Source organism: Nocardia sp. NPDC055165, assembly GCF_053606985.1.
The window spans coordinates 233,312-244,458 of record NZ_JBSGSS010000012.1 but is presented as its reverse complement, the minus strand read 5'-3'; the positions used below and the strand labels follow the sequence as shown (position 1 = coordinate 244,458).

Annotated in this window: 11 protein-coding genes; 2 read left to right on the top strand and 9 right to left on the bottom strand. The window is 68.6% G+C overall.

Going from position 1 to position 11,147, the window contains the following annotated elements; translation table 11 throughout:
• Positions 1 to 170: 170 nt before the first annotated feature.
• Positions 171 to 1,778 (bottom strand): chaperonin GroEL, encoded by a 1,608-nt coding sequence (gene groL, locus ACWFRF_RS24475; protein ID WP_379318164.1) that lies wholly within the window; start codon positions 1,776 to 1,778, stop codon positions 171 to 173.
• Between the two features lie 84 nt (positions 1,779 to 1,862).
• Positions 1,863 to 2,162 carry a co-chaperone GroES gene (gene groES / locus ACWFRF_RS24470; RefSeq protein WP_056818214.1) on the bottom strand — a complete coding sequence of 100 codons (300 nt, stop codon included), beginning with the start codon at positions 2,160 to 2,162 and terminating at the stop codon, positions 1,863 to 1,865.
• A gap of 367 nt (positions 2,163 to 2,529) precedes the next feature.
• Here groES and ACWFRF_RS24465 point away from each other — a divergent pair, with 367 nt between their 5' ends.
• The gene (locus ACWFRF_RS24465; RefSeq protein WP_379313878.1) at positions 2,530 to 4,008 is read left to right on the top strand and encodes an Hsp70 family protein; all 1,479 of its coding nucleotides are present in this window, start codon (positions 2,530 to 2,532) and stop codon (positions 4,006 to 4,008) included.
• 69 nt (positions 4,009 to 4,077) lie between these two features.
• Here the strand turns inward: ACWFRF_RS24465 and tsaD are convergent, their stop codons facing one another.
• From tsaD to ACWFRF_RS24430, 7 genes are all read right to left on the bottom strand, one after another.
• On the bottom strand, positions 4,078 to 5,124 hold the full coding sequence (gene tsaD, locus ACWFRF_RS24460; RefSeq protein WP_378635322.1) for a tRNA (adenosine(37)-N6)-threonylcarbamoyltransferase complex transferase subunit TsaD: 1,047 nt from the start codon (positions 5,122 to 5,124) through the stop codon (positions 4,078 to 4,080).
• Positions 5,121 to 5,615, bottom strand: coding sequence for a ribosomal protein S18-alanine N-acetyltransferase (gene rimI, locus ACWFRF_RS24455; RefSeq protein ID WP_378996954.1), 495 nt, complete (start codon positions 5,613 to 5,615; stop codon positions 5,121 to 5,123). Before rimI ends, tsaD begins: the two co-directional genes overlap by 4 nt.
• A 29-nt stretch (positions 5,616 to 5,644) precedes the next feature.
• Positions 5,645 to 6,337, bottom strand: a complete 693-nt coding sequence (gene tsaB, locus ACWFRF_RS24450) for a tRNA (adenosine(37)-N6)-threonylcarbamoyltransferase complex dimerization subunit type 1 TsaB (RefSeq protein WP_379313877.1) — start codon at positions 6,335 to 6,337, stop codon at positions 5,645 to 5,647.
• A 65-nt stretch (positions 6,338 to 6,402) separates the two neighbouring features.
• Positions 6,403 to 6,858: a tRNA (adenosine(37)-N6)-threonylcarbamoyltransferase complex ATPase subunit type 1 TsaE gene (gene tsaE / locus ACWFRF_RS24445; protein WP_056818220.1), complete on the bottom strand. Its 456-nt coding sequence runs from the start codon at positions 6,856 to 6,858 to the stop codon at positions 6,403 to 6,405.
• Positions 6,851 to 7,927, bottom strand: a complete 1,077-nt coding sequence (locus ACWFRF_RS24440; protein ID WP_379313876.1) for an alpha/beta fold hydrolase — start codon at positions 7,925 to 7,927, stop codon at positions 6,851 to 6,853. The genes tsaE and ACWFRF_RS24440 overlap by 8 nt, the downstream gene beginning before the upstream one ends.
• Positions 7,924 to 9,087, bottom strand: a complete 1,164-nt coding sequence (gene alr, locus ACWFRF_RS24435; protein ID WP_378996956.1) for an alanine racemase — start codon at positions 9,085 to 9,087, stop codon at positions 7,924 to 7,926. Before alr ends, ACWFRF_RS24440 begins: the two co-directional genes overlap by 4 nt.
• Before the next feature lie 20 nt (positions 9,088 to 9,107).
• The gene (locus ACWFRF_RS24430) at positions 9,108 to 10,556 is read right to left on the bottom strand and encodes a bifunctional ADP-dependent NAD(P)H-hydrate dehydratase/NAD(P)H-hydrate epimerase (RefSeq protein WP_379313875.1); all 1,449 of its coding nucleotides are present in this window, start codon (positions 10,554 to 10,556) and stop codon (positions 9,108 to 9,110) included.
• A gap of 73 nt (positions 10,557 to 10,629) precedes the next feature.
• On the opposite strand from ACWFRF_RS24430, the gene ACWFRF_RS24425 reads away from it, so the two are divergent.
• A complete protein-coding gene (locus ACWFRF_RS24425; protein ID WP_378996949.1) occupies positions 10,630 to 11,052 on the top strand; it encodes a plastocyanin/azurin family copper-binding protein in 423 nt (140 codons plus the stop codon).
• Positions 11,053 to 11,147: the final 95 nt, after the last annotated feature.

The following is an 11,147-nucleotide window of genomic DNA, read 5'->3' as shown; positions in this document are numbered from 1 at the left end:
GGCGTAGGCGACGAAGGAGCAAGCCCCGGTGGCTAACCGGCGGCCCCTCAGGGCCGCGACTCGAGCGCGCCAGCGCTCCAAAAACACAGCGTCAAACCAACTGGGACTACTCGAACAAGAAGGGCCCGCCGCCGATCACATGATCAGCAGCGGGCCTTCCGTTTACCCGATCAGTGCGAGTGACCGTGGCCGTGGTCGTCGTCGGCCTCGGCCGGCTTCTCCACGATGGCGCTCTCGGTGGTCAGGATCATCCGCGCGACCGAGGCGGCGTTCACCACGGCGGAGCGGGTCACCTTGACCGGGTCGACGACACCGTCGGCGAGCAGGTCGCCGTAGGTCAGGGTGGCGGCGTTGAAGCCTTCCTTGCCCTCGGAGACCTTCGCGACCACGACGGCACCGTCGAGGCCGGCGTTGGTGGCGATCCAGTACAGCGGCGCCTCGAGGCCCTTACGAACCACCTCGACACCGACGGCCTTGTCGCCGGCGAACGAGTCACGCAGCTCGCCCAGTGCGGCAGCGGCGATCACGAGCGCCGAACCACCACCGGGGACGATGCCCTCCTCGACCGCGGCCTTGGCAGCGGCGACCGCGTCGTCGACGCGGTACTTGCGCTCCTTGAGCGCGGTCTCGGTGGCAGCGCCGACCTTGATCACCGCGACGCCACCGGCCAGCTTCGCCAGCCGCTCTTCGAGCTTCTCGCGATCCCAGTCGGAGTCCGAGGCCTCGATCTCGCGACGCAGCTGCGCGCTGCGGCCCTTGATGTCCTCGTCGGAGCCCGCGCCGTCGATCAGCACGGTCTCGTCCTTGGTGACGACGACGCGACGCGCCTGACCCAGCTGCTCGATGGTGGCCTCGCGCAGGGTGACGCCGAGATCGGGGTTGATCACGGTGCCACCGGTGACGACGGCCAGGTCGTCGAGGAACGCCTTGCGACGGTCACCGAAGAACGGCGCCTTCACGGCGACGGCCTTGATGGTCTTGCGGATCGAGTTGACCACCAGGGTGGACAGCGCTTCGCCGTCGACGTCCTCGGCCACGATCAGCACGGCCTTGCCGGACTCGGCGATCTTCTCGAGCAGCGGCAGCAGATCGGGCAGCGAGCTGATCTTGTCGCGGTGCAGCAGGACGTAGGTGTCCTCGAGCACGGCCTGCTGGGTCTCGGGATCGGTCTGGAAGTAGGGCGAGAGGTAGCCCTTGTCGAACTGCACGCCTTCGGTGATGACGAGTTCGGTGTTCGTGGTCGAGGACTCCTCGACCGTCACGACGCCGTCCTTGCCGACCGTGGTGAGCGCCTTGCCGACCATCTCGCCGATTTCCTCGTCACGTGAGGAAACGGTGGCGACCTGGGCGATGGCCTTCTCGCCGGAGACGGGAGTGGCCAGCGCGAGCAGCACCTCCGACACCTTCTCGGCGGCAGCGGCGATGCCCTGGCCGAGGGTGATCGGGTTGGCACCCGCGGCGACGTTCTTCAGGCCGCCGCGCACGAACGCCTGCGCCAGCACGGTGGCGGTGGTCGTACCGTCGCCCGCGACATCGTTGGTCTTGGTGGCGACGCTCTTGACGAGCTGTGCGCCGAGGTTCTCGAAGGGGTCCTCGAGGTCGATCTCACGCGCGATGGTGACACCGTCGTTGGTCACGGTGGGGCCACCGAAAGCCTTGGCCAGCACCACATGCCGGCCGCGGGGGCCGAGGGTCACCTTGACGGCGTCGGCCAGCTTGTCGACACCGCGTTCCAGAGCCCGGCGAGCCTTTTCGTCGAACTCGATCTGCTTGGGCATAAGAGGATTCAGCTCCTGTTTGTGAACGCAATCCGCCCCGGGCCTGTGAAGACGCCGGGGCGGAACGCTGATGCGGCGTTGGCCTTACTTGGTGACGACGGCCAGGATGTCGCGCGCCGAGAGGATGAGGTATTCCCCACCCTGGTACTTGATCTCGGTGCCGCCGTACTTGCTGTAGATGACGACGTCGCCTTCCTTGACGTCGACCGGGATGCGGTCACCCTTATCGGTGACGCGGCCCGCTCCGACGGCAATGACGGTGCCCTCCTGCGGCTTCTCCTTGGCCGTGTCCGGGATGACCAGGCCGGAGGCCGTCGTCGTCTCGGCCTCGTTGGCCTGGACGAGGATCTTGTCCTCGAGCGGCTTGATGTTCACGCTCGCCACGTTGAGCCCTCCACTTTCAGGGGAAATTCGGTTGTCCGGAACTGGTGTCCCGGACCGGGTTTCGGTCAGCTCGCGACCCTGCGCACAGCCCCGTCGTCGCGGGTGCCGGAGCCGAAGCCCAGAAGTCGACTTGGCACTAGTACAGCTACGCAATGCCCATCTAGTACGTGCCGACTAGCACTCTATACGCGAGAGTGCCAGCACTCAAGGTCGGGTTCTGCCGATGTCGCATTTTCGACACGCCCACACTGGCCAGTGATCTTCACATCGCCTGCCACAATCTGTAACGTTCGCATAACAGGCTGTGACATAGCACAGGAAGGCGCCATCCGCTCGGAGAGCACCATCGGCTTGAAGGGAGGTGAACATGCGAACATCCCTCGGCATCTCGGCCGGGAACGAGGTGGTGTGCTCGGCATTGGTCGCGACGGGGCCCGCGGGCGAGCAGACTTTCGACTACCGGGTCGTTTCCGCAGATGAGGCACATTCCGACCTCGGCGATCTCGTGTCGTCCTCGATCGAATTGATGACCACCCAGCTGCCGGTGTCACAGGTGGCGATGGCAGGCGAACCGCTCGGGCGCTACTCCGGCGGCCACCGTCGCGCCGACTCGGCGCGATCACGTCCACCGACCAGCGTCGCCGTCGCCTACCGCAACAAAGAACAGGCACAAGCCATTCGGGCCGCCACCACGCGCCACCGTGATCTGCGGCTCGTCACCGAGGGCGCCGCCGCCCTCGCCTATCTGCGCCACACCGGACTGCTCGACCGCTACCCCACCGTCGCCGTGATCGACCTGGGCGCGACCGGACTCACCGTCACCGTGGCCGATTACACCGACAACGTGGTGCTGCACACCGAACGCACGCCGACGCTGAGCGGCAACGCGATCGACGAGCTGATCTACCACCACCTGGTCGACCTGCACTACGCCCGACGCGGCACCCGGCCCAACCGCACCACACTGACCAACCGCGGCCGCGCGGCCAAGGAACACCTGTCGCTGGCACCCGTCGTCACCATCGATCATGTAGCGGGACAGGGATTGGAGCTCACCCGTCCCGATTTCGAGGAGCTCATCGACGGCCTCCTGCGCAATATCGCGCTGTTCTCGTCGTCGGTGTTCACCCGCGCGCCGAAGTACCCCGACGCCGTCGCCGTGATCGGCGGTTGCGCCAATATCCCGTGTGTCATCGACATTCTCGAATCCCGCCTCGACGTCCCCGTGCTCACCGTGCCCGACCCGGAGGCCGTCATCGCCAAGGGCGCGGCGCTGGTCGCCGACGCCGCGGCACCGTCCGGACTGCCGGGCGGTGGGCACGCCGACGCACCGAGTGGCACCTTCGCCAAGGTCGTCGGCACCCTCGTCGGCGCGGTCGTGGTGGTCGGCTTGGTGATCGGCTACGGCGTGCAAGCAGTGTCGCCCGACGCCCCCGATGTGACTCCCGCCGGCACGAGCAGCACCGTGCGTCAATCCCCGTTACCGCCGGTGCTCTCCCCGGCACCCACCCCCGCCAATCGCGAGAGCACCGAACGCACCGGAGCCACCGTGGCACCGCCCGCGACCGAAGCACCGAATGCCACCACCGGGGCGCCGAGCACGAGCGCCGCCACGCCCTCCGCGCCCACCTCGACAACGGCCCCGACCCTGCGCCCCGATCCGAACCTCCCGCAGATTCCCTACCCCGAGTCTCCGCTCGGCCCCCTGGACAGCGGCTCCTCCGGTGGCGGCAGACAGCGTCCCTCCACCCCCAACACCTCGCCGACGCAGGCCCCCGCCAACAGCACCCTCCCGATTCCGTCGGCCACCACGACCGACGAAATCCCGCTACCGCCAGCCGATTAACGCGCGCACCGCGCCGGGTGGACCGGTGGCGGGTTCTTCAGGGTGCCGTGCGACCAGGCAGGACGGGCGCTAGCCGCGCAGGGCGCTCACCGAGACCGGCAGCCCGGGATCGGTGGCGACAGTCAGTTCCGCAGGCTGCGCGCCCGCCGCGATCACATGCGCGCCCAGCGCGGCGATCATCACACCGTTGTCCGTGCACAGCCGCGGCTTGGGCACCCGAAGCGTCAAACCCGCCGCAGCACACCGCTCTTCGGCCAGTGATCGAATCCGCGAGTTCGCGGTGGCGCCGCCGCCGAGAACGATCGTGTCGACGCCGACGTCGGTCGCCGCCCGGACAGCCTTCATCGTCAGCACATCCGCCACCGCCTCCTGAAAGGACGCGGCGATATCGGGAATCGGCAGCTGGTCGGGCGTGATGCCCTGACGCTGCGCGGCCTCGACATAGCGGGCCACCGCGGTCTTGAGACCGGAGAAGGAGAAGTCGTAGCGCGCGTCACGGGGCCCGGTCATCCCGCGAGGAAAGGCGATCGCCCGCGCGTCACCGGAGCCGGCGGCAGCGTCGAGGGCGGGCCCACCGGGATAGCCGAGACCGAGCAGCCGCGCGACCTTGTCGAACGCCTCCCCGGCGGCATCGTCGACGGTGCTGCCGAGTTCGGTAATCGGCTCACCCAGATCCGTGACCTGCAACAGGTGCGTATGCCCACCGGACACGAGCAGCGCCACCGCGGGCGGCATCGGCCCGTGCTCGAGCGTATCGACCGCCACGTGCCCACCGAGGTGGTTGAGCGCGTAGAACGGCACATCCCACGCCGCCGCATAGGCTTTGGCCGCGGCCACCCCCACCAGCAGCGCACCGGCCAGCCCCGGCCCGATGGTGACGGCGAGCGCGTCCGGCTTGCTGATCCCCGCGGTAGCCAGCGCACGACGCATCGCGGGCACGATCGCCTCGAGATGTGCACGCGAGGCGATCTCGGGCACCACGCCGCCGAAGCGGGCGTGCTGATCGACGCTCGAGGCCACCTCATCGGCGAGCAGCTCGACGGAGCCATCGGAATGACGGCGCACGATGCCGACTCCCGTTTCGTCGCACGAGCTTTCGATCCCCATGACGATCACGACAACACCTCGTCCTGCCGGCCGCGCGCGGCCCATTCATCGGCCGCGGCGGTGAGTTCCGGACGGCGCATGGTGTACGCGTCGGCTCCGCTGGGGTGGTAGTAGTTCTTGCGCAGCCCGATGATGTGAAACCCGTGCTTGGCGTACATCGCGATGGCGGGCGCGTTGTCCGTGCGCACCTCGAGGAACACCGGCCCGCCGCGTTCGGCCGCCGTCGCCAGCAGCGCTTCGAGCAGCAGCGTGCCGATGCCGCCCCGGTGACAATCCGGGTCGACGCCGATCGTGTGCACCTCGGCCTCGGGATGGGCGTCGTCACCGAGCAGCGCGATGCCCGCGTAGCCGACCATCACGCCGTCGGCGGTGCGCGCGGTGATGTAGCGGTTGTGCCCGCCGGCCAGCTCGGACCGGAACGACACCGCCTGCCACGGGTCGTCCTCGGGAAACAGTAGGTGCTCGAGTTCGACGCAGCGGTCGATGTCGGGCAGCGTCATGGGAGCGATCAGGTACTCGGTCACGGCACTCACGCCCCGGTCCGGTCGAGGGTTCGGAAGCTGTTCTCCACCGCATCGGGCCTACGCAGATACAACGGCACCAGCGCTTGCGGTGTCTGTCCCGCCAGCAACGCCGGCGCCGCGACGGTGACCAGCCCGGCAGGCGAGGGCGTCTCGCTGGGCAGCACCGGCAGATCGAAGAAGTCCACGTGCGCGGCCGACCCGGCGATCGCCGCGGCGTCACCCACCGGCACGTCGACAGCCTTGTTCACCTCGGGACCGGCGACCCGCGCCCCGTTCAGATACTTGGCCCAGTACACCTCGCGCCTGCGCGCGTCGGTGACCACCAACAGCTCGCCGGGATCTCGCTTCTCACCGATGGTGTCGGCGGCGATGGCGTCGAGACTGCACACCCCGTGCACGGGTAACCCGAGCGCGTCACCGAAGGCGGCCGCGGTGGCCATTCCCACGCGTAGCCCGGTGAACGGTCCGGGTCCGAGCCCGACGACGACCGCGTCGAGCTCGTCGCGGCGCACCCCCGCCGCGGCTAGACACTCCAGGATCTGCGGGGTGAGGACCTCGGCGTGCGCGCGGGCGTCGACCTTCACGCGGGCAGCGAGCGTCGCCACGGCGGGGCGGGTGCCGGGTTCACCGGCAGGTGACAGGTGCACCAATCCCGCTGTAACGGCGGGTGTCGCGGTGTCGACTGCTAGTACGAGCATGATTGTCTCAACAATACCGGGTGGTATCGGCGCTCGGCGCGCACCGGTGCGCGCATGATCGCGCGTTATTCGATCCATTCCCAGATCGCCGTGCGCACATCGGATTCCGGCTCCCGGGCGAGTTGCACTCGCAGGTGCCGGTCAGCGAGGTGTTCGACGACCCCCTTGCCCCATTCCACGACGACGACCGCGTGGTGCAGGTCGGTGTCGAGGTCGAGCGAGTCCAGTTCGTCGAGATCGCCCGCGAGGCGGTAGGCGTCGACATGCACCATCGCCACCCCGGGCGTGCCGTCCGGCCGCACTCCGGCCTTGTGCGCCCGCGCGATGATGAACGTCGGCGAACTGACCCGGCCCGCGACACCGAGTCCGGCGGCGATTCCTCTGGTCAACGCGGTTTTACCGGCGCCGAGCGGGCCGTCGAGCACGACCAGGTCACCCGGGCGCAGGGTGGCCGCCAGTTCGCGGCCGAATGCTTCGGTGTCCTCGACAGTGTCGAGAACGCGCTGGTGTGGGTCAGCCACCGACGGCCTCCTCGCCGCGGCTGCCGATGATTCCCGCCCGCGCGAGCAGCCGGTCGAGTGCGGCCAGGCTCACCTCGGGGAACTGCAGGTGCGGCATGTGCGCCGCCTCACGCACCCGGACCAGTTCGCTGCCCGGTAGTTCCGCCGCCAGTTCGCGGGAATTGCGGAACGGGATCACCACGTCGTGCGCACCACCCAGAATCAAAACCGGCAGCTCGCCCAGGACTGGCAATGCGGCTGACTCGTCGTGCAACTCAATCGCTTTCAGAAACTTTTCGATGGTGCCGACGGGCGTGCGGTCGATCATCATCGTGGTGAATCGCGACAGCGTCGGACTCACGGGGCCGTGGAACGAGCTCACGTGCAGGATCGGCGTCACCACGTGCTTGCTCGCGCTGCGGCTGAACTGCACCAGTGTCGGCGCGGTCCGCACCGCCAGCCGGAAGCCGTCGACCGCGGGATGCCGAACCAGTTGCGAGATCCCGGTCGCGGTCACCTCCGCGGCGGCGGTGCTCAGCAGCCCGACCGCGCGCACCCGCGTGGCGAACAGTTCAGGGAACTGCGCGGCCGCCGCGAGCACGGCCATTCCGCCGAGCGAATGCCCGACCAGCACCACCGGTCCTGTCGGCGCGCACTCACGGATCACCGTGGCGAGGTCGCGGCCGAGCTGGGCGACCGTGCAGCTCTCGGTACTCGGTGTGCCGGAGCGTCCGTGTCCGCGCAGATCGAAGAACACCATCCGCACCCGCGACCCCCACTGCTGCGCGAGATCGCGGCGCTGGAAGTGGAAGGACTCCATGCTGTTGCAGAAGCCGTGCACGAAAACGATCGTGACCTCGGCGGAGTCGTCGCCGAAAGTGCGGGTGGCCAGCGACACACCATCGTCGGCGAGCACCATGCCCGGTTCGTCCTCGTCGATCAGGGCGAAGTTCTCGTCGCGGTATTCGTCGCGTTCGGCGGGCCACATCACCCGCGCGCCGATCTGGCGCAACGTATGGGCGATGGCGAGGCCCGCGAGCAGGCCCGCGGTCGCCAGGCCACCGCGGCGGATCACCGTGCGCCGGGTCATCGGCCGGTACCCACGTAGCGGCGGACCACCCGGCCGCGCGGCGCGCAGACGACCTCGTAATCGATCGTGTCCAGCGCCCGCGCCCAGTCGAGCGCGTGTGGCTGTCCCGCGCCGCCGCCGAACAGCACCGCGCGGTCGCCCTCCCGCACGCCGCCCGCGTTGTCGCCGAGGTCGACCATGAACTGGTCCATGCACACCCGCCCGACATTACGGTGCCGGGCCCCGCCCAACCACACCTCGAAACGTCCACTGAGCGAACGGAATACGCCGTCGGCATATCCCGCGGGCACCAGCGCGATCGTGGTGTCGCGCGGTGCGATCCACCGGTGCCCGTACGACACGCCTTCCCCTGCCGCCACCTGTTTCACCAACGCGACCTCCGCTTGGAATGTCATCGCGGGCTTCAGACCGAATTGTCCGAGCTCCGGAATGGGCGAAAGCCCGTACACCGAAATACCCGGCCGGACCATGTCGAACCGCAGATCTGGTCTGGTCAAGGTGGCCGCCGAATTCGACAGATGAACGAGTTCGGGTTCGAGACCGTGCTCTTTGGCCAGCGCGATCGCCTCGACGAACCGATCCCGCTGCCGATCCACCATCGGATGCCCTGGCTCATCGGCGTGCGCCAGATGGGAGAAGATCGCCCGCAACCGCACCACCTGCGCGTCGACGAGCCCCCGCACAGCCCGCAGGACCTGCGGATACTCGGTCACCGACACCCCGTTGCGGTTGAGCCCCGTATCCACCTTCAACGTCACCGTCGCGGTCTGCCCCGCCGCCACCGCGGCCCGCTCCACCGCCCGCAACTGCGCCAGCGACGACACCCCGATCTCGAGATCGCCCGCCACAGCACCCGCGTAATCAGCGTCGACAGTATTGAGCCAGCACAGCACAGGAGCCGTGATCCCCGCCGCCCGCAAGGCCAGCCCCTCGCCCACGGTGGTCACGCCCAGCTCCCGAGCACCCGCCCCCAACGCGGCCCGAGCCACCTCCACCGCCCCATGGTTGTACCCGTCAGCCTTGACCACCACCATCACAGCAGCCCCGTGCGCGTACTCCCGCAACACCCGCACATTGTGAGCAATGGCATCCAAGTCGACGACCGTCTCCACTTGCGCATTCACACCCCCGATCGTGCCAGGACCCGCCGAATCCGCCATACCTGGGCTCCGTCCCGGGACTACCGACCCTCGCCCCCACCGACCTCCCGCACCACCCGCACGGCCCCCCGAACATGCCCCAGCAACGGCGTAGCGGAAATAGGAGCCCCCGCCGCCCGACCCTCATGAGCAGCCAGATTCGCCGCCAACGCATGCACCCGAGCCCCCGCAGCCGCAGCCCACCCCGCCGCACACCCCGCGGCGAGCAACGCCCCGATAATCCCCGACAGCACATCCCCCGACCCCGGCGTAGCCGCCCAATCCCCACCTGCGTCATTGACCAGCGTCGGCTGCCCCGGCGAAGCGACAACCGTCGCCCGGCCCTTGAGCAGAACCGTCACACCCCACTCATCAGCCAGCCTTCGCACCGCCCCCACCCGATCCGCCCCCACCGCACCACCGGTCAGCCGAGCGAATTCCCCCGCATGCGGCGTCAGCACCGTCACCCCGGATCGCCCCCGAACCAGCCCCGGTTCCTCGGCAAGAATCGTCAACCCGTCCGCGTCCACCAACACCGGCAGATCAGTACCCAGCACCTCGGCCAACCGATCCCGGGCCCCCGGATCAGTGCCACCCCCCGGCCCGAACACCCAGGCCTGCACCCTCCCGGTCTCCGAAATCGACGAACTGGCGACAACTTCGGGAAACTTCCCCAATACCTCGGTATCGGACCCCACATACCGAACCATCCCCGAGGTCGCCACCACCGCGGCGCCCGTGCACAACACCCCCGCCCCCGGATACTTCGCACTGCCCGCGCAAACCCCCGTCACTCCCTGACTGTATTTGTCGTCAGCAGGCCCCGGCACCGGCCACCCGGCCCCCACCGCTCCTGGATCGAGCTGTACCAGCCCAGCCTCTGGAAGACGTAACCCGATCGGCACCAACACAATTCGCCCACACTGGGGCACAGCCAACGCATGTACCGGCTTGTACGCACCGAATGCCACCGTCACATCCGCCGTCACCGCGGGCCCATCCAGTGCCCCCGTATCCGGATCGACCCCACTGGGCAGATCTGCCGAGACAATCGGAACATCCAAGGCAGCAACTATTTCCGCCGCCCCGGGCCGCAAAGGCCCCCGTCCGGAAATCCCCACGATCCCATCGATCACCAGATCGACACCATCGAGCCGATCGACCACCCGGCCCCCAGCTGCCCGCAACGCAGCAAGCCCTTCCCGATGCGCCCGTTCAGGATTCAGCAGAACAGCCGACACCCGGACGCCCCGACGCCGTAGGAAGGCCCCCGCCCACAACGCATCCCCGCCGTTGTCCCCCGACCCCACCAGCAGTCCGACGGTTCGCCCGACCACGCCCCCGGTCAGCGACCGCAATTCGTCGACAACCACCCCGGCCAGTCCGAAGGCGGCCCGCCGCATCGGCATTCCCACGGGCACCCGCGTGAACAGCTCGGCTTCCGCCGCCCGCACCTCGTCGACGGTGTAGTAGCCACGTCGATCCGACATAGTCGCCTCCCAGCCGCCCGAAAACGGGCCGCCGAACCGGCCCGGGGTCGCTCGCAGACTACGCTCCACACCCATGTCGATGGTTCGTCACCGCGCCGCATCCGCCCGGTTTGCCGCCGGATTAGTCGTGGCCGCCGCCCTGTTGTCCGCCGGCTGTTCCGGCGACTCGGGAAACGCCGCCACCACCACAACCCGCAAACCCCGCCCGGTCACCACCACGACCACCCAACAGCACGCGCCGACCAACCTCACGGTCGAGGTCGGCAACATGAAATACGCCCCCGCCGACGCGACCATCAAGGTCGGCGAGACGGTGACCTGGAAGTTCTCCGACAAGGTCCCGCACAACGTGCAGGGCATCGGCGACAAGGCGATGGGCCTCAACAGCCCCATCTTCGACAAGGGCGAATGGTCCTACACCTTCACCCAGCCCGGCACCTACCGCTACATGTGCACCCTGCACCCCGACATGCGCGGATCCATCACTGTGTCCTAGGAGCGCTGGCGCGCTCGAGTTCGCGGCCCCTTGTGTCCCGTCGATCAGGCACCGTTGCTTGCTCCTTCGTCGCCTACGCAACGGCGCCTGATCTG

Excerpts from the sequence above, each read along its gene's own strand:
- groL (WP_379318164.1), bottom strand. The coding sequence starts at position 1,778 with ATGCCCAAGCAGATCGAGTTCGACGAAAAGGCTCGCCGGGCTCTGGAA.
- ACWFRF_RS24465 (WP_379313878.1), top strand. The coding sequence starts at position 2,530 with ATGCGAACATCCCTCGGCATCTCGGCCGGGAACGAGGTGGTGTGCTCG.
- rimI (WP_378996954.1), bottom strand. The coding sequence starts at position 5,615 with ATGACGCTGCCCGACATCGACCGCTGCGTCGAACTCGAGCACCTACTG.
- tsaB (WP_379313877.1), bottom strand. The coding sequence starts at position 6,337 with ATGCTCGTACTAGCAGTCGACACCGCGACACCCGCCGTTACAGCGGGA.
- ACWFRF_RS24440 (WP_379313876.1), bottom strand. The coding sequence starts at position 7,927 with ATGACCCGGCGCACGGTGATCCGCCGCGGTGGCCTGGCGACCGCGGGC.
- alr (WP_378996956.1), bottom strand. The coding sequence starts at position 9,087 with ATGGCGGATTCGGCGGGTCCTGGCACGATCGGGGGTGTGAATGCGCAA.
- ACWFRF_RS24430 (WP_379313875.1), bottom strand. The coding sequence starts at position 10,556 with ATGTCGGATCGACGTGGCTACTACACCGTCGACGAGGTGCGGGCGGCG.
- ACWFRF_RS24425 (WP_378996949.1), top strand. The coding sequence starts at position 10,630 with ATGTCGATGGTTCGTCACCGCGCCGCATCCGCCCGGTTTGCCGCCGGA.